The sequence below is a fragment of the Pseudomonas sp. Sample_9 genome, assembly GCF_004307535.1.
GTDB classification, from domain to species: Bacteria; Pseudomonadota; Gammaproteobacteria; order Pseudomonadales; family Pseudomonadaceae; genus Aquipseudomonas; species Aquipseudomonas mercuritolerans.
In genome coordinates, this window is sequence record NZ_RAZO01000220.1 from 1 (window position 1) to 18,195 (window position 18,195).

An 18,195-nucleotide genomic window follows, 5' to 3' on the forward strand; every position below is an offset into this window, starting at 1 on the left:
TCCTGACATCCTGCTCCCAAAGCAGGCGCGCTACCGGACTGCGCTATACCCCGGTAAAAAAAAGGCGACCTTTCAAAGATCGCCTTCTTCGATCAGCGCTTTTGGCCTCTGATCTTAAGATTCGATCCCAGCGCAAACTGGTTTCAAAAATGGTGGGTCGTGTGGGATTCGAACCTACGACCAATTGGTTAAAAGCCAACTGCTCTACCAACTGAGCTAACGACCCAAATATGGTCGGGGTAAGGGGATTCGAACTCCTGACATCCTGCTCCCAAAGCAGGCGCGCTACCGGACTGCGCTATACCCCGGTTTGAAATTGGCTCCGTGACCAGGACTCGAACCTGGGACCCAATGATTAACAGTCATTTGCTCTACCGACTGAGCTATCACGGAACTACATATTTCAATTTACAACGGTGAAGCTTTGTTGCATCTCGCCACCCGTTCGCATCGCTGCGTTCGTGTGTCTGAGGCGCGCTATTCTACAACCTAGAACACCTCTGTCAACCCCCTAAATTGCTTTCAAGTTAATGATTTGCAACTTATTTCAGATTCCAACCCGGTGGGTTGAAACGCTGCCGGTGACTGACTGCGGGGCGCACTTTACAAGCCTTTTCCTTTGAGTTCAACAGCCTGGCGAAAAAAAGGCCTCGCAATGCGAGGCCTTCCCGGTTTCATTGCCGCTGAGGCTTAGCCGAAAACGATTTCGTCGTTCTCGACCTTGCCGGTGGCGGTGTCGCCCGGCATGAAATGACCCGACAGGATCAACTGCGCCAGCGGGTTTTCGATCCAGCGCTGGATCGCCCGTTTCAAAGGACGTGCGCCATACACCGGGTCGTAACCGACGGCGATCAGCTTGTCCATCGCCTCAGGGCTCAGTTCCAGCTTCAGCTCGCGCTCGGCCAGACGGCTGCGCAGACGACCCAACTGGATCTCGGTAATCCCGGCGATCTGCTCCCGCGCCAGCGGCTCGAAGATCACCACCTCGTCGACCCGGTTGATGAACTCCGGACGGAAGTGCGACGTCAGCGCGTCCATCACGGCGGCCCGCTGCGCTTCACGATCACCGACCAGTTCCTGGATCTGCATCGACCCGAGGTTGGACGTCATCACGATTACCGTGTTGCGGAAGTCCACCGTACGCCCGTGACTGTCGGTCAGCCGGCCATCCTCAAGCACTTGCAGAAGGATGTTGAACACATCCGGGTGCGCCTTCTCGACTTCGTCCATGAGGATCACCGAGTACGGCTTGCGACGCACCGCTTCGGTCAGGTAGCCGCCCTCTTCGTAGCCGACGTAGCCTGGTGGCGCACCGATCAGGCGAGCCACGGAATGTTTCTCCATGAACTCGGACATGTCGATCCGCACCATCGCCTCTTCAGTATCGAAAAGGAATTCGGCCAGCGCCTTGCACAGCTCGGTTTTACCGACACCGGTCGGGCCGAGGAACATGAACGAGCCGCTCGGCCGATTCGGGTCGGACAACCCGGCGCGGGAACGCCGCACGGCGTTGGCCACAGCCACGACCGCTTCTTCCTGACCGATCACCCGTTTGTGCAACAGGCTCTCCATCTTCATCAGCTTGTCGCGCTCGCCTTCGAGCATTTTCGACACCGGGATGCCGGTCCACTTCGACACGACTTCGGCAATCTCTTCTTCAGTCACCTTACTGCGCAGCAACTGGTTTTCGCTCTTGCCGTGCTGGTCGACCATTTGCAGGCTGCGCTCCAGATCGGGGATCACCCCGTACTGCAACTCGGCCATGCGATTCAGGTCGCCTTTGCGGCGTGCGGCTTCCAGTTCCTGGCGCGACTGTTCGATCTTCTGCTGGATCTGCGCAGAACCCTGCACCTCGGCTTTTTCCGAGTTCCAGATTTCTTCCAGATCCGAGTACTCACGCTCGTGACGCTCGATTTCTTCCTGGAGTTTTTCCAGGCGTTTCTTCGCTGCGTCGTCGCTTTCTTTCTTCAGCGCCTGGGATTCCACTTTCAACTGAATCAGGCGCCGCTCCAGACGATCGAGCACTTCCGGCTTGGAGTCGATCTCCATGCGGATACGGCTGGCGGCCTCATCGATCAAGTCGATGGCCTTGTCCGGCAACTGCCGATCCGTGATGTAGCGATGGCTGAGTTTCGCCGCGGCAATGATCGCGCCGTCGGTGATCGCCACCTTGTGGTGAACCTCGTAACGCTCTTTAAGGCCACGCAGAATCGCGATGGTGTCTTCTTCGCTCGGCTCGTCCACCAGGACTTTCTGGAAACGCCGCTCGAGCGCCGCGTCCTTCTCTATATATTGGCGATACTCGTTGAGCGTGGTCGCGCCGACGCAGTGCAACTCGCCGCGAGCCAGCGCAGGCTTGAGCATGTTGCCGGCGTCCATCGAGCCTTCGCCCTTACCGGCGCCGACCATGGTGTGCAGTTCGTCGATGAACAGAATGATCTGCCCTTCCTGCTTCGACAGCTCGTTGAGCAAGCCTTTCAGGCGCTCTTCGAACTCGCCGCGATACTTGGCGCCGGCGATCAGCGCGCCCATGTCCAGCGACAGCAGGCGCTTGCCTTTAAGGCCGTCCGGCACTTCGCCGTTGATGATGCGCTGCGCCAGCCCTTCGGCGATCGCGGTTTTACCCACGCCAGGCTCACCGATCAGCACCGGGTTGTTCTTGGTGCGGCGTTGCAGAACCTGAATGGTGCGGCGGATCTCGTCGTCACGGCCGATCACCGGATCAAGCTTGCCGTCTTCGGCGCGCTTGGTCAGGTCGACGGTGTATTTGTCCAAGGCCTGCCGCGACTCTTCGTGGTTGGCGTCATTTACCGCTTCGCCACCACGCAGGTTGTTGATCGCGTTTTCCAGGGCTTTTTTGCTCACACCCTGGCCGAGCAGCAACTTGCCGAGCTTGCTGTTCTCGTCCATCGCGGCGAGCAACACCAGTTCGCTGGAGATGAACTGGTCGCCCTTCTGCTGAGCCAGACGGTCGGCCTGATTGAGCAGGCGCGCCAGATCCTGCGACATGTTGACGTCGCCGGTCGGGTTCTGGATTTTCGGTAATTGGTCGAGCTCTTTGGTCAGCTCTTTACGCAAGCTGTTGACGTCGAAGCCTACCTGCATCAGCAGCGGCTTGATCGAACCGCCCTGCTGTTCAAGCATGGCCTGCATCAAGTGCGCCGGCTCGATGGCCGGATGATCGTGGCCAACCGCCAACGACTGGGCGTCGGACAGGGCCAACTGTAATTTACTGGTTAAACGGTCAATACGCATGGGTCACCTTCCTTTTGAGCAGGCCGGACCTAAGAAACCATCCTGAATAAAGAAACCTGCCAGATACCGCTATAGATGCGGTCGATTCTGCAAGATTCAAGCGTCGGAGAGTTGATACAGGTCAGGCAAGTCTAGCGGGTGATCCAAACGAGAGAGGCGAAGCGCCCAGTGCGCGACGCACGGCGATAGGAGAAGAAGCGCGGATCGGTCACGGTGCAGAAACCGCCACCATAAACAGCGGTAACACCGCGTTCAGCCAGACGCAGGCGCGCGAGGTGATAGATGTCGGCCATGAACTTGCCGGGATTGTGGCTCGGCACGAAGGCTGTCGCCGCTTCCGGCAACTGTTTGACGAAGACTTCGAGTACTTCCGCGCCGACTTCAAATGCTTGCGGACCAATCGCCGGACCGAGCCAGACCAGCACGTCTTCAGGTGCAACATCGAGGCTGTCGAGCGTGGCTTCAAGCACACCCGCCGCCAGACCACGCCAACCGGCATGGGCCGCCGCTACACGGGTGCCAGCACGATTGCAGAACAACGCCGGCAGGCAATCCGCCGTCATCGCCGCGCAGGCAATACCCGGCGTTGCGGTCCAACTGGCATCTGCAGTCGCAACGATGCCCGGATCAGCATGGGCAACGGTGATCCCGTGCACTTGCTGCAACCAGGCAGGCTGTATGGAGAAGTGATCGGTCAGACGCCGACGGTTCTCGGCGACGGCTTCAGGACGATCATCGACGTGATCACCCAGATTCAGGCTGTCGAACGGCGCCTCGCTGACACCACCCTCGCGGGTGGTGACACAGGCCCTGACGCTGGCCGGCGCAGGCCAGTCCGGCGTCAGCCAGTTCATCCGACGAAGGCCTCGCGATCCTGCTTGAGCAGGGTCAGCAGCCAGACGAAATCCTCCGGCAGCGGCGATTCCCAGCTCATGCGCTCACCGCTCGTCGGATGATCGAGTTCCAGGAAGCGCGCGTGCAGGGCCTGACGCGGGAAGTGCTTGAGCGATTCAACCATGGTCGGGTTGGCCGCTGGCGGAATGCGGAAGCGCCCGCCGTACGCCGGATCGCCGACCAACGGGAAGTTGATGTGCGCCATGTGCACGCGGATCTGGTGGGTCCGACCGGTTTCCAGCTTCACCCGCACATGAGTGTGGGAACGGAAACGCTCGAGCACGCGGTAATGGCTGACGGCAGGCTTGCCGCCTTCCATCACTGCCATGCGCTGGCGTTGCTGGCCGTGACGACCGATCGGCGCATTGATCTTGCCACCGGCGGTGACCACGCCAATGACGATGCACTCGTAGATACGGCTGACGCTGCGGCTCTGCAATTGTGCGACCAGCTTGGTCTGCGCCTGAATGGTCTTGGCCACCACCATCAGACCGGTGGTGTCCTTGTCCAGACGATGCACGATACCGGCGCGCGGGACATTGATGATGTCCGGCACATGGTGCAACAAAGCGTTGAGCAGGGTGCCATCGGCATGGCCGGCAGCCGGGTGCACCACCAGGCCCGCAGGCTTGTTGATCACCAGGATGTCGTCGTCTTCATAGACGATGTCGAGCTCGATGTCCTGGGCGATCCATTCGCCCTGGGCTTCCTGCTCGGCAGTCAGCTCAAGGATGGCACCGCCATGCACAATGTCGCGCGGGCGGATCACCGCCCCGTCCACAGTCAGGCGACCTTCTTTGATCCAGGCGGAAAGGCGCGAGCGTGAGTGCTCAGCGAAGAGTTGGGCGGCGACTTGATCGAGGCGTTGGCCGCCCAATTCGGACGGCACCTCTGCGCGAAGTTCAATTTTATCGGACATGCTCGGACTGGGCGTCGGCACAGCCTTTGGTTTCGGCTGCGCGCTTGTGGTTAAATACGGCGTCTTTTGCCCCGAGGCTTTTCAACGGGGCGCTCATCATAACAGGACGGCCCCGCCCAAGACAGCGGCCGTCATAGGGACGCAAGCCGCCATGCAAGTGAAACACCTGCTGCTGATCGCCATCCTCGCATTGACCGCTGCTTGCTCATCGAAGGAAGTCGTAGACGAAAACCTCAGCGAAGCCGAGCTGTATCAGCAGGCTCAGACTGATCTGGACAACAACAGCTACACCAGCGCCACAGCCAAGCTGAAGGCTCTGGAGTCGCGTTATCCGTTCGGTCGCTACGCCGATCAGGCTCAGCTGGAGTTGATCTACGCCAACTACAAGAACGCCGAGCCGGAAGCTGCAAAGTCTGCCGCCGAGCGTTTCATTCGTTTGCATCCGCAGCATCCGAACGTGGATTACGCGTACTACCTCAAGGGTCTGACCTCGTTCGACCAGGACGTCGGTCTGCTGGCGCGCTTCCTGCCGCTGGACATGACCAAGCGTGACCCGGGCGCCGCCCGCGACTCGTACAACGAGTTCGCGCAGCTGACCAGCCGCTACCCGAACAGCCGCTACGCGCCGGACGCCAAGCAGCGCATGATCTACCTGCGCAACCTGCTGGCGGCCTACGAGATCCACGTCGCTGACTACTACCTGACCCGTCAGGCTTACGTAGCAGCTGCCAACCGTGGCAAGTATGTCGTGGAAAACTTCCAGGAAACCCCATCGGTCGGCGACGGCCTGGCGGTGATGACCGAGGCTTACCAGCGTCTGCATCTCGACGATCTGGCGGCCACCAGCCTGGAAACCCTGAAGCTCAACTACCCGGATCACCCGAGCCTGCAGGATGGCCAGTTCGTGCCACGCGTAGCCGAGGCCGACAACCGTTCGTTCCTGAGCAAGGCGACTCTGGGCCTGATCGAATCGCGTCCACCGCTGCCGCCGGGCGAAACCCGCGCCAACCAGGACGTGCAGAAGCAGTTCCAGGACGCGAAAGATGCAATCCCGAACGAGCTCAAGCCTAAGGACGAGAACGGCGACGTGATCGAAGAGCCAGAGCCGGAATCCAGCGACACCGATCGCTCGTGGTTCAGCTACATGACCTTCGGCGTGTTCGACTGAGCACACCGGCTGTACGAAAAAGGGAGATCTGCGGATCTCCCTTTTTTATTGCCGCGCTTTAATAGGCTGTGCGCTGATCGGGTCCTTGGCTAAACTGCCGGATCATCAGTCGAAAAGCCGCTCATCATGCTTCGTTTATTGTTCTGGATTGCCCTGATCTTCGCCGCCATCTGGCTCTGGCGCAAATTCAAGGCCCCCGCCTCGTCCACCCGATCGCCGCGCGAACAGGACGCGCCGCCGATGGTGCGCTGCGCCCACTGCGGTGTGCACCTGCCCCGCGACCGCGCGCTGGGCAACCAGCAACTGTGGTATTGCAGCCAGGCTCATCTCGAGCAAGGCCCGGGCGCCAGTGGTCGCTGAGGCCGCCAACGCCGACCAGAAACAGGCGCAGCGTCTGCTGCGCCTTTATCACCTGTACCGTTTAAGTGTTGGCATCACTCTGGTGCTGCTGATCTCCAGCAACATGGACAACCGCCTGCTGACGTCGGCCAACGACGATCTGCTGCGCGGCGGCAGCTGGCTGTACCTGATCATCAACATGCTGCTGGTGGTGTTCCTCGAAAACACCCGGCGCCCGGCGCAGTTGTTCTCCCTGGCGCTTGTCGATGTGCTGCTGTTGTGCGGCCTGTTCTACGCGGCCGGCGGCGTGGCCAGTGCGCTGGGCAATTTGCTGGTGGTCTCGGTGGCGATCAGCAACACCCTGCTGCGCCGACGCATCGGCCTGCTGATTGCCGCCATTGCGGCGATCGGCATTGTCGGCCTGAGCTTTCTGCTGGGGCTCAGCCGCCCCTTGAGCGCCAACGCCTACTTGCAAGCCGGCACCCTCGGTGCGCTGTGCTTTGCCGCCTCGCTGCTGGTGCAAGGGTTGATCCGCCGCCTCGAAGTCAGCGAGACCCTGGCCGAACAGCGCGCCAGCGAAGTGGTCAGCCTGGAGGCGCTGAACGCGTTGATCCTGCAACGCATGCGCACGGGGATTCTGGTGCTCGACGAGCAACGTCGGGTGCAACTGGCCAATCACAGCGCGCAGAGTCTGCTCGGCCACAGTCACCTGCAAGGTCATTTGATCGACGAATATTCGCCAGCACTGGTCGAGCGTCTGCAACTGTGGCGCAACAACCCGACCTTGCGCCCGCAGAGCCTGAAAATCCCCGGCAATGGCCTTGAGCTGCAGCCCAGTTTCATCGCCCTTGAGCAGAGCCCGAACCAGCAGACGCTGGTGTTTCTCGAAGACCTGGCGCAAATCACCCAACAGGCGCAGCAACTCAAGCTCGCTGCGCTCGGGCGTTTGACCGCCGGCATCTCCCATGAAATTCGCAATCCACTGGGCGCGATCAGTCATGCCGCGCAGCTGTTGGCCGAGTCCGAGGAACTCGATAGCGCAGATCGGCGTCTGACGCAGATTATTCAAGACCACTCCCAGCGCATGAACCGAGTCATCGAAAACGTCCTGCAACTGTCCCGCCGCCAGCAAAGCGCGCCGCAACGGCTGGACCTCAAGCCGTGGCTGGAAGACTTCGTCGGCGAAATCCGCGAGCAGGCCAATGAGCGCCAGCACATTCATCTGCGGATCAATTCCGGCGATTTCACCACGCTGATGGACCCCAACCAATTGCGGCAGATTCTCGACAATTTGATACGCAACGCCTGGCGTCACAGTGCGCAACTGCACGAGCAGGCCGACGTCTGGCTGGCACTGTTTGTCGACCCCGAAAGCCAATTGGCAGTGCTCGAAGTGCAGGACAACGGCCCCGGCGTGTCGGCCGAGGAACAGGCGCATCTGTTTGAGCCGTTTTTCACTACCAGCAGCCAGGGCACCGGTCTTGGCCTTTATCTGTCCCGTGAGCTGTGCGAAAGCAACCAGGCACGCCTAGACTTCAAATCACGCCAAGGCGGCGGCTGCTTTCGCATCACTTTTGCTCACGGACGGAAACAAAGTTGAATACAAGCCCACGGCAAAAAATTCTAATCGTCGACGACGAACCGGATATCCGCGAGCTCCTGGAAATCACCCTGGGACGGATGAAACTCGAGACCTTCAGCGCACGCAATCTGGGCGAAGCTCAGGCGCTGTTGCAGCGCGAGCACTTTGACCTGTGCCTGACCGACATGCGCCTGCCCGACGGCACCGGGCTGGAGCTTGTGCAACACATTCAGCAACGCGCCCCACACTTGCCGGTGGCGATGATCACTGCGTACGGCAGCCTGGAAACTGCAATCAATGCGCTGAAGGCCGGCGCGTTCGACTTCCTCACCAAACCGGTGGAACTGCCGCGCTTGCGCGAACTGGTCAGCTCGGCGCTGCGAATGCCGACAGCGGGCGGCTTGAGCACGGCAATCGAGCGACGCTTGCTGGGCGACTCGCCGCCGATGGCCAATCTGCGCAGGCAGATCGACAAGCTCGCACGCAGTCAGGCGCCGGTGTACATCAGTGGTGAATCCGGCAGCGGCAAAGAACTGGTCGCACGCCTGATCCACGAACAAGGTCCGCGCGCCAGCCAGCCGTTTGTGCCGGTGAACTGCGGGGCGATTCCGTCAGAGCTGATGGAAAGCGAATTTTTCGGCCACCGCAAAGGCAGTTTCACTGGAGCCGTCGAAGACAAGCCGGGGCTGTTTCAAGCGGCCCATGGCGGCACCCTGTTTCTCGATGAAGTCGCCGACCTGCCACTGTCGATGCAGGTGAAGCTGCTGCGGGCGATTCAGGAAAAAGCCGTGCGCAGCGTCGGCGGCCAGCAGGAAACGGTGGTGGATGTGCGCATCCTTTGCGCCACCCACAAAGACCTTGAAGCCGAAGTTTCAGCCGAGCGTTTCCGCCAGGATCTGTATTACCGGCTCAACGTCATCGAACTGCGCGTACCGTCCCTGCGCGAACGCCGCGACGACATCGAGGCGCTTGCCATGCACGTGCTCAAGCGCCTGGCCAAAGACACCGGACATCCCGAAGCACGCCTGCACCCGCAGGCGCTGGAGGCGCTGAAGAACTATCGCTTTCCCGGCAATGTGCGCGAACTGGAGAACGTCCTCGAACGCGCGCACACCCTGTGTGAAAACCGCACGATCGAGGCGCAGGATCTGCGCTTGAGCGAAGGCAATTGCACGGCGGACGGGGCGACGGCCGATCTGACGCAGATCGACAACCTCGAGGATTATCTGGAGAGCGTCGAGCGCAAACTGATTTTGCAGGCATTGGAGGAAACCCGCTGGAACCGCACGGCGGCGGCGCAGCGGTTGAGTCTTTCGTTCAGGTCGATGCGCTATCGACTGAAGAAGTTGGGCCTGGATTAAAGGCCCCTTCGCGAGCAGGCTCGCTCCCACATTTGGAATGAGTATTCCTGTGGGAGCGAGCCTGCTCGCGAAGGCGGTCTACCAGCCTCTGACTAAATACGGCCCTCAGGGGCATACGGCGCCGGATCAATAATCGGCGCCCGCCCCAGCATCACGTCAGCAAACAACTGACACGATGCCGGCGCCAGCACCAGCCCGTTGCGGTAATGCCCGCAGTTCAGCCACAACCCCTCGAACCCGGGCACCCGGCCAATAAACGGAATGCCTTCCGGCGACCCCGGCCGCAGCCCCGCCCAGTGTCCGACCACTTCGGCATCCGCCAGCGCCGGCAACAATTCGATCGCCGAGGCCTTGAGGCTTTGCAGCGCTACATCGGTCGGGGTCTTGTCGTAACCTTCGTGCTCCAGCGTGCTGCCGATCAGAATGTGACCGTCGCGACGCGGGATCGCATAACGCCCCTTGGCCAGCACCATGCTCGGCAGGAAATCAGCCGCGCACTTGTAGAGAATCATCTGGCCTTTGACCGGCTCGACCGGCAGCGACAGGTTCAGCGTCTTGAGCAGATCACCGCTCCACGCCCCCGCTGTCAGCACAATCTGGTCGCCGTTGATCACGCCCGTCGGAGTCTGCACGCCGACCACGCGCTCGCCCTCGCGGACGAAACCACTGACTTCGCATTGCTCATGAATCGTCACGTTCGGCAGCGCCAGCAGCGCGGCTTTCAGCGATTTGACCAGCCGTGGATTGCGCACGTTGGCGACATCGGCCATGTAGATCGCTCGGCTGAAACCGCTGCCCAGCACCGGCACCGCGTCATGTGCCGCCGAGATATCCACAGCCCGTAGCGGCCGGTTTTCCCGCTCGGCCCAGGCCAGCGCTTCGGCCTCATCGTCCAGATCGAGCCAATAAAGACCTGTGGTGTGCACCTCAGGATCAACCCCCGTGTCGGCAAACAAGCGCTCGCCGAGCTGTGGATAAAAATCCTGCGACCAATGCGCCAGCGCGGTGACTGCCGGACTGTAGCGCCACGGGTACAACGGCGAAACGATGCCGCCGCCAGCCCAGGATGACTCCTGGCCGACATTCGAGCGATCCAGCAGCACTAAGCTGCGCACTTCGGAGGCAAGATTGTAGGCAGTGAGCAGGCCAATCACCCCGCCACCGACAATCACTACTTGCTGTTGCCTGGTCATGTTTGATCCAACCGTAAAAAGACAGTGGGCGCAAAAGGCGCCCGAAAAAGAATGCGTCAGCGGCCCCAGCAATCCTTGGCGGTCACTCCGGTGGTCGCGTTGTTCATGCTTCGCACGCCGGTGTTGGTCAGGGTGAAATCCCCGCACTTGTCGGTCGCCATGGCCGAGCCGGTTTTACGCACCGCAGTCAGCACAAAGGTCTGGTCGGTCAGCGTCGGGGTGATGGTGTAGAAATCATTGCCCGTGCTCAGCCCGGTGACGCCGGTGTAGACATTGTTGCGGGTATAGAAGCGTTCGAGGGTCTGCGCCTGCTCCGAGAGCAGCGAGACTACTTCGGCGCGACGGCCCTTCTTCACGTATTCGTTGTAGCTGGGAATGCTGATGGTGAGGATGATCCCGATAATCGCGATGACGATCATGATCTCGATCAGGGTAAAGCCTCGGCTGGATCTGCGCATGCCTCAAATTCTCGCTTACTGGATTTGTCGCCACATGATACGACGGCTGCCGCCGCCACCCTTTTCCACAATGACCGTGACCGCGCCGCTGGTGTCAGTCGTGCCCTTGCGCTCGCCGTTAGCGGAGATGAAGTTCAGGGTCGGAATGCCGCCGGTAAAAATCACGCCGCTGGATATCGTATCGTTGCTGTCGACCAAACGGTCGCCGGTGGTGTCGATCACGGCGTAGTTGAGCATCTTACCGTTGAACGCATCGAGTTCGACCAGTCGGCCCGTACCAAAGCTCGAACACGGGTCGGTGGTATCGACGCTTGCGGTGGTAAAAACGACTCGCCCCAGCACGATGCTGGCCTGGTTGATCACTCGCTCGCCGGTCAGCACGTTGTTATACACCAGCGGCAGATACCAGCCTTTCTCTGCCGGATACGTCGTTTCATTCTGGCTGGTGGTCAGGAACTGCCCGGAACTGCCGGAGAACGAACCGGTTATCGCCTGCGCCTGCAAACTGCTGACGGTGATTTGGCCGGCACCACCCTCTGCATCCCAGATCGAATAGAACGCCTGCATATCCTTGTTGCTCTTGTCGGCAGTCTCGTTGAACTTGCCGGTGCCAAAGAACACTTGCTTGCCGCCCTGCGGATTATCCGCCAGCAGCGGTTGCGCAGTAATCGGCTGCGTTGTCCCACCCGGGGCTGTAAACAAAGGCTTGCCGGCAAACGCCACGCCCCAGCTTTCTGCCCCGGGTGCGCTCAAGTCGAATTTCCACATACGCCCCTTCAGGTCACCAGCGTAGGCAGCCTGCACCACGTTCGAGGAATTGACCCTGAGTTTTACCGAAGACAGACCGTTGCTGGTTTCCGTGCTGTCGATGACGATTTTCCTGATCAGCGAACCATCCATTGCATCCAGTACATACAAAGCCGCAACCCCCGAATTGCTGCCGTAACCATTGGCGATGAATGTCGCCCAGCGACCATTGGCCAAGCGTGCCACTTCCGGACGGGCGTAGGCGTAACCCAGATCATTGAAAGCATTCGACGCATTGGCCGTGGCCGGCGCACTGACTTCCCACTGTGCCTTGATCACGTTACCTGCGGAGGCATCGAACAACTGCAACCCATAGAAGGTTTTGCCACCCGCCCCCGTTCCGCCAATGGCCAGGGTTTTCCAGGTAGTGCCGGCCTGCGCATCGAACACGCCGACCTGGCCGTCCACGAGAAACTTGTGGCTGACGCCGTTGACGTAGTTGGTGTCCGCGATCAGACGCAAGGAAGGCAGCACGCTGGAGGGCATGTAGGCATAACGGCGAGTGCCGTTCGCCGAATTGATCACGTTGACGAAACCGTCGTTGGCGTTCACCACCAGGCTGGTATTCATGTTCGCAGCCTTGGTGGTCAGGTAGTTGGTGTAACTGCTGTCACCCGTCAGATCGGATGCGGTCTTGTCCGAAGGCGACGCGAGTACCAGCGGCGAATTGATGATGTCGCCGAGCAGCGCAGTGCGCACTTTGAGCCCGGCCTTGTTGGTCCCCTTGCTCCACTCCACCAGATCATTGCCGTTGATTCCGGTAGGCAATCCCTGATTCAGCGTAGTCTGCTGTGTCGGGGAAAAGTTGAGGAGTGCCAGGGCAATTGGCGTATTGCTCAACGTGTTCCATGACTGAAAAGTCGGCGCGGTGGCAGAGGGCACGATAGTGGTGTCGGTCGACCATTGCGCCGCCGAGGTATTCACCGTGCCTGTCGAGGTAAAGCCGAACGACCTGATCGTGCCGCGCCAATCCTTGGGATCGTAAGTGGTCTGGTAAAAACTGCTGCCACTGGTCAAGGTGCTGCTGCTGGCGACGCCGGCACCACCGGAGCCGGCCTTGGAAGTGATATCGCTCAGTGCTGACGATAACGCCGCATTGAGCCCGGAGCTGTCGGTCGCCTGGTAATACCTGCCCTGCCCGTAACTGGCGGCGTCGGACAACATGTCATTATCCGCAGCGAAGCCAACCGTATAGGTGTTCATGTACTGCCTGGGAAAATCCACTGCGTTCCAGCTTTTGCCGGCGGCGTCGGTGCCGGTCGAGCGCATGTCGATGTCGAAGGCGAATTTGGCAATGTCATCCAGATACAGCGTGTCACCTTCGCCGTCACCGTTGAGGTTGTCGCCATCGTTATTCACGCCATCCCAGTTCGGTAAGCGACTGCCTCCTAGCGGATCGTTGGTCGGGAAGGTACGGTCATAGGTCGGCAAGCCATCGGTAATCACCACGCCGTAGTTTTTCTGGCAGCGATATTGAATCGGGCTGGTATAAGTCGCCGGCGTGCCGTTGTAGTAAGGCGCCAGGCCACGCATATAGCGAGTGACCTCGTAATAGCTCTCGGCTAACGGCGTATTGGCCACGGCATTCAAGCCATTGATCGATGAAATCAGCGCGTTGTAGTTCGTGTCCGCCTGGGCTTGGGTCACGCTGCCGGTCACCGGCGACAGGTCGGTGATCGAGCGGGCAATGAAGCCGCCATTGCCCGGGTTGGTGCTGGTGGCCGGATTGAACGTCGACAGGCCCATGCGCAAGGTGCGGTTGCTGCTCACCAGTGCGGTGGAAACGTTGCGCGCGACGTTCATCCGGTAATCGTTGGGGATCGCCCCCGTGGTGAAATCGCGGGTGCCGTTGCTGATGGCGAGGCTGACTATGTAGGAAATGTAATCGGCGGAATAACGGGTGTTCTCATTGCCTACGGGGTCGGGGAGCTTGAGGCACAACGGCGCCACGCTGTTGTTGTAGAACGCATAGGCGCCTCCCGAGCAACCGGAAGTCGGCAGGCTCGATAGAAACACCAAGTCGCCGGTAATCTGCGGCGCATTGAGTGCAGAGCACAATCCGAGGAAGGCATTGCACTGTCTAGCGGGAGTGCGGTTGACGTTCGGGTCGAATCCGGCGGCGTAGATGATGCTGTTCATACTGCCGGAATCATCGATCAGCAGCATCACGTTCGGCGCCACCGCTGCCGCGCTCAGCAATGGCGAATCAGACGGCGTGAAGGCCCAGGCCGGCGCCGCCAGATAGAAACTCAGCAGCATGCCGACCAGCAACGAGGCGCCGTGCTCAATACTTCGCATAGACACTCTCCACCACGCTACGCGAATTGCCGGCGATGCCAACCGCAGTGACTCGATACAAGGTTGCCGAGGTGTTACTCGGCACGTTCACCGCCGTCAGGGTCGTGCCGATGTTCTGCACGCCATAAAAGCCATTACCGGCAGCGATCCAGGTCACCCCGGAGGTCGAATTGAAACCTGCCGAGCTGACCGATAACGATTCCGCCGGCGGCAGACATTGGCTCGTGCCGCTGCACACCGCCAACGAATAACTGTCCAGTTGTACTGCGCTTTCGCCCACACGCAACGCCGCTTCGGCCGCCTGAAATGATTGATTGCGCAGACTTACGCTGCCGGCCATTTTCTCTTGCAGGTTGGCGCTCTGCATCGAGGACAAACCGATCAATGTGAGCAGCAGCAGAAACACCAGACTGACCAACAAGACCATGCCGCGCTGGGTCTGACGTTGCTGCAAGGAAATCCTCATCGCCGCCTCCCTCATGGCAAGCGATTGCGCAATGCCGCAACCACGTTGAAGGTTTGATTGCGCACCCGATTGTTCGGGTCGGTGAGGGTCAGGCTCAGGCGCACACTGCGGATGCGCGCGGGATCGCCAGGGTTGCTGCTGTAGGTTGAGGCTGCGACGTCGGTCGCCGAGCTGGCCAGGCCGAAGGTGACGTTGAAGGCGCTGACATTGTTCACCAGCACTTGCTGCGCCGGATTGCCGCTGCCGGTGCCCATGAGAATCTGGTTATTGCTGAAGCTGTAGATCAGGCGCCGGATCGGGAACGCGATCTGCCCCGTGGTCGGGCTGCGCAATCCGCTGTAGGCGACCGCGCTGTTGCGGCAATCGGAAATCACCGTCCAGGTCGGTGTGCCCCCGCCGCTGCCGACATCGGCGGTGACCATGGTCAGCTTGAGACTGGCGTTATCCCAGTTGATCGGGATGAGTTGCGCAGTGTTGAAATCCCCTGCTGAGCTGGAGTCGACGATGGTGCCGAGGCAGCCGAACATGCCGACCATACGGATTTCCTGAATCATTTTGCTGAGGACGAAGCGCGCATCTTCCTGCATCGCTGCGGCGCTGTTCTGGCTGACGTAGGTGTTTTTTGCGGCGATGAAAATCTGCACCACACCGAGTACGACGATCAACCCCAAAGCCAGAGCAATCAGCAACTCGATCAGGCCGAAACCACGGTTGCAGCGCTTCATGGTGTGGCCACCGGATCGACCGCCGCCCGGCTGGTCAGGACGAAACTGCGCTGGGCACTTGCAGCGTTCGCCGCGCGCGCGTCGCTCCAGGTAATGGTGATTGTGTAGACCCGTTGATTGAGGGTGATGCTGCCCGTCGCGGTCGGGCCGCCGAAGTTGGCGATGTTGGTGGTGAAGTCGTAGAGGTCCTGATCCCGCGCATTACTGAGATTGCCCGAGGTCGGTGGCGTGACGGTGTAGTTGGCGCCGGAATTGGCGCGGATGCGATCCATCATGTCATAGGCGATGAAGCTGGCCTGACTGGTCATCCGCGAACTGTCGGTGTACTTCAGCGCATTGAGCTGCACCGCCGCTGCACCCAACAGCCCGACGGTCAGAATCAGCAGCGCGACCAGCACTTCGATCAGCGTCATGCCCTCCTGTGCGTTTTTGCTCCCTGCCCTCATCCGCAATTTCCACCCAGTTGAATGCGTCCGTTCAAACACACGTTCAGCGTCCTGCTTTGCGTGCCCAGCGTGTAACCGATGACCACCGCCGTCGACGGTGCCGCCAGACCGCCGAGGTTGTTGAAATCCAGTGCGGTCACTCCTGAGGGTAGTGTCAGAATCGCGCCGCTGCTCATCGCTGGAACAACCCGCAACACATTGGCCGGATTGCCAGTGCTGTCGTAGACCGCCAGCTCACCGGTCCAGACACTGCCGCCAGCGGTCGGACGCAATCGCGTGGTCACGCCGCGATTGATCGCCTCGAGGCGGGCGAAATTGATCGCCCGCTGCAAGTCGCCGACTTCGGTATCTGCCTTGCTGCTCTGGATCGTACGGGTAAAGGCCGGCACCGCCAGCGTGATCAGTATTAGGAACACCGCAATGGCGACCAGCAACTCGACCAGCGTGAAACCTTTTGTACGAAGATCCATCGGTGCCCTCCGTTGCCGTCGGCTATACCTGCTTCTACACGCTAGAACATTCGCTCGGCACGCGCCGACTGATTTGCCCTGCGCGGCGCACGGATTGCGCTGCTCATACCATTCCACGGAGGGATTTTTCATGCCGCAACACGGTTTCAGCCTGATTGAACTGCTTATGGGACTGGCGATTGGCGCAATTGTTCTGCTGCTGGTCAGCCCGGCGTTCGCCACGCTCAAGCAAGCGACTCAACGCGATCACGCCGCGCAGTCGCTGCTCGAAGGCATCCGCCACGCTCGCACACTGGCGATCACGCACAATCAGAGCGTGGTGATCCATGGCATCGACGGCGACTGGAGTCAGGGTTGGCGGATCATTCTGGATCGAAGCGGCAAGGGTCCGGAGGACAGCAGCAATCCGCTGCTGGTTGAACGCGCCAGTGAGGCGAAGGTGCCGATTGTCGGCAACTGGTGGGTGAGCCGCTATGTGCGGTTCAGTCATTTGGGGCAGCCGCTGATGCCGGGGCGGCGATTTCAGGCGGGGACGATACACGTCTGCTCGCCGCGCGAACCGGTCAGCCAGCGGCAGATCGTGCTGGCGGCGACCGGTCGCGTGCGCCTGGGCAGTCAGGAGACTGAACAGGCGCTGTGCGACAAAGGCAGAAGCGTCAGATCGAACGGACGCGCAGCTCTTTCGGCATCGAGAACGTGATGTTCTCCTCACGGCCAGCCAGCTCGTCGGCACCAGTCGCGCCCCAGGCCTGCAATTGCTGAATCACGCCCCGGACCAGCACTTCCGGCGCCGAGGCGCCAGCGGTAATGCCGATGCGCTCGACGCCGTCGAACCAGCTCTGTTGCAGGTCCTCGGCACCGTCGATCAGGTACGCCGGGGTCGCCATGCGCTCAGCCAGTTCACGCAGACGGTTGGAGTTGGAACTGTTCGGGCTGCCCACCACCAGCACCACGTCGCACTCGTCGGCCAGTTGCTTGACGGCGTCCTGGCGGTTTTGGGTGGCGTAGCAGATATCGTCCTTGCGCGGGCCACCGATGGCGGGGAAGCGCGTGCGCAGGGCATCGATGACGCGGCTGGTATCGTCCATCGACAACGTGGTCTGGGTGACGAAGGCGAGTCTTTCCGGATCACGCACCTGCAATGCGGCCACGTCCTTTTCGTCTTCAACGAGGTAGATCGCGCCGCCATTGCTGGCATCGTACTGGCCCATGGTGCCTTCGACTTCCGGGTGACCGGCGTGGCCGATCAGGATGCACTCGCGACCGTCGCGGCTGTATTTGGCGACTTCGATGTGCACCTTGGTGACCAGCGGGCAGGTTGCATCGAAAACCTTCAGGCCACGACCGGCGGCTTCGTTGCGCACGGCTTGCGAAACACCGTGGGCGCTGAAGATGACGATCACGTCATCGGGTACCTGATCGAGCTCTTCGACGAAAATCGCGCCACGGCTGCGCAGGTCTTCGACGACGAACTTGTTGTGCACCACTTCGTGACGCACATAGATCGGCGGCCCGAAGACTTCCAGGGCGCGGTTGACGATTTCGATCGCCCGGTCCACACCGGCGCAGAAGCCACGGGGGTTGGCGAGTTTGATTTGCATGCTGTGCCTCGTGTCTTGCGCGCGAAAACAATGGAAAACAGACTGTGGGAGCGAGCCTGCTCGCGAAGGGGCCATCACCTGCAACATTTCTGTTGGTTGACACACCGCTTTCGCGAGCAGGCTCGCTCCCACATTTGACCTTATACAGTCAGTTATAGCGCTTTGACGGAAATGATTTCCACGTCAAAGGTCAGCGTCTTGCCCGCCAGCGGG

Annotated in this window: 16 protein-coding genes and 3 tRNA genes; 5 read left to right on the top strand and 14 right to left on the bottom strand. The window is 60.5% G+C overall.

The genetic code is table 11. The features are described 5' to 3' along the window. Positions 1-150 precede the first annotated feature (150 nt). The 6 genes from D6877_RS12320 to rluD form a co-directional block, all read right to left on the bottom strand. Positions 151-226, bottom strand: a tRNA-Lys gene (locus tag D6877_RS12320). A gap of 5 nt (positions 227-231) precedes the next feature. Then, positions 232-308 (bottom strand) — tRNA-Pro (locus tag D6877_RS12325). 9 nt (positions 309-317) lie between these two features. Beyond that, a tRNA-Asn gene (locus D6877_RS12330) sits at positions 318-393 on the bottom strand. Positions 394-690: 297 nt separating this feature from the next. After that, positions 691-3,255: an ATP-dependent chaperone ClpB gene (gene clpB, locus D6877_RS12335; RefSeq protein WP_130910958.1), complete on the bottom strand. Its 2,565-nt coding sequence runs from the start codon at positions 3,253-3,255 to the stop codon at positions 691-693. Positions 3,256-3,386: 131 nt separating this feature from the next. Continuing rightward, complete coding sequence (gene pgeF, locus D6877_RS12340) at positions 3,387-4,109, bottom strand: peptidoglycan editing factor PgeF (protein WP_130910959.1); 723 nt, start codon at positions 4,107-4,109, stop codon at positions 3,387-3,389. Then, positions 4,106-5,068, bottom strand: a complete 963-nt coding sequence (gene rluD / locus D6877_RS12345; RefSeq protein WP_042610487.1) for a 23S rRNA pseudouridine(1911/1915/1917) synthase RluD — start codon at positions 5,066-5,068, stop codon at positions 4,106-4,108. Before rluD ends, pgeF begins: the two co-directional genes overlap by 4 nt. Positions 5,069-5,219: 151 nt before the next feature. On the opposite strand from rluD, the gene D6877_RS12350 reads away from it, so the two are divergent. The 4 genes from D6877_RS12350 (at position 5,220) to D6877_RS12365 (ending at position 9,518) form a co-directional block, all read left to right on the top strand. Continuing rightward, the gene (locus D6877_RS12350) at positions 5,220-6,236 is read left to right on the top strand and encodes an outer membrane protein assembly factor BamD (RefSeq protein ID WP_016773139.1); all 1,017 of its coding nucleotides are present in this window, start codon (positions 5,220-5,222) and stop codon (positions 6,234-6,236) included. Between the two features lie 126 nt (positions 6,237-6,362). After that, positions 6,363-6,596 (top strand): PP0621 family protein, encoded by a 234-nt coding sequence (locus tag D6877_RS12355; RefSeq protein ID WP_016773138.1) that lies wholly within the window; start codon positions 6,363-6,365, stop codon positions 6,594-6,596. Next, positions 6,586-8,175 (top strand): ATP-binding protein, encoded by a 1,590-nt coding sequence (locus tag D6877_RS12360; protein WP_130910960.1) that lies wholly within the window; start codon positions 6,586-6,588, stop codon positions 8,173-8,175. Before D6877_RS12355 ends, D6877_RS12360 begins: the two co-directional genes overlap by 11 nt. Beyond that, the gene (locus D6877_RS12365) at positions 8,172-9,518 is read left to right on the top strand and encodes a sigma-54 dependent transcriptional regulator (protein WP_130910961.1); all 1,347 of its coding nucleotides are present in this window, start codon (positions 8,172-8,174) and stop codon (positions 9,516-9,518) included. Before D6877_RS12360 ends, D6877_RS12365 begins: the two co-directional genes overlap by 4 nt. A gap of 92 nt (positions 9,519-9,610) precedes the next feature. On the opposite strand, the gene thiO is transcribed toward D6877_RS12365, so the two are convergent. From thiO to D6877_RS12400, 7 genes are read right to left on the bottom strand one after another with little or no spacing between them, the layout of a single operon-like run. Continuing rightward, positions 9,611-10,711, bottom strand: a complete 1,101-nt coding sequence (gene thiO, locus D6877_RS12370; protein ID WP_130910962.1) for a glycine oxidase ThiO — start codon at positions 10,709-10,711, stop codon at positions 9,611-9,613. A gap of 56 nt (positions 10,712-10,767) precedes the next feature. Further along, complete coding sequence (locus D6877_RS12375; protein WP_122706060.1) at positions 10,768-11,169, bottom strand: type IV pilin protein; 402 nt, start codon at positions 11,167-11,169, stop codon at positions 10,768-10,770. Between the two features lie 15 nt (positions 11,170-11,184). After that, a complete protein-coding gene (locus tag D6877_RS12380) occupies positions 11,185-14,274 on the bottom strand; it encodes a PilC/PilY family type IV pilus protein (RefSeq protein ID WP_130910963.1) in 3,090 nt (1,029 codons plus the stop codon). After that, entirely contained in the window at positions 14,261-14,740 is a 480-nt protein-coding gene (locus tag D6877_RS12385; RefSeq protein ID WP_130910964.1) for a PilX N-terminal domain-containing pilus assembly protein, read from the bottom strand. Before D6877_RS12385 ends, D6877_RS12380 begins: the two co-directional genes overlap by 14 nt. 11 nt (positions 14,741-14,751) lie before the next feature. After that, entirely contained in the window at positions 14,752-15,465 is a 714-nt protein-coding gene (locus tag D6877_RS12390) for a prepilin-type N-terminal cleavage/methylation domain-containing protein (protein WP_130910965.1), read from the bottom strand. Further along, complete coding sequence (gene pilV, locus D6877_RS12395) at positions 15,462-15,911, bottom strand: type IV pilus modification protein PilV (protein WP_016773132.1); 450 nt, start codon at positions 15,909-15,911, stop codon at positions 15,462-15,464. Before pilV ends, D6877_RS12390 begins: the two co-directional genes overlap by 4 nt. After that, positions 15,908-16,381, bottom strand: a complete 474-nt coding sequence (locus D6877_RS12400; RefSeq protein ID WP_130910966.1) for a GspH/FimT family pseudopilin — start codon at positions 16,379-16,381, stop codon at positions 15,908-15,910. Before D6877_RS12400 ends, pilV begins: the two co-directional genes overlap by 4 nt. A gap of 130 nt (positions 16,382-16,511) precedes the next feature. On the opposite strand from D6877_RS12400, the gene D6877_RS12405 reads away from it, so the two are divergent. Continuing rightward, positions 16,512-17,081 carry a GspH/FimT family protein gene (locus D6877_RS12405; protein ID WP_130910967.1) on the top strand — a complete coding sequence of 190 codons (570 nt, stop codon included), beginning with the start codon at positions 16,512-16,514 and terminating at the stop codon, positions 17,079-17,081. Here the strand turns inward: D6877_RS12405 and ispH are convergent. Next, positions 17,038-17,982: a 4-hydroxy-3-methylbut-2-enyl diphosphate reductase gene (gene ispH / locus D6877_RS12410; protein ID WP_016773129.1), complete on the bottom strand. Its 945-nt coding sequence runs from the start codon at positions 17,980-17,982 to the stop codon at positions 17,038-17,040. The two genes, D6877_RS12405 and ispH, sit on opposite strands and share 44 nt — an antisense overlap. Positions 17,983-18,195: the final 213 nt, after the last annotated feature.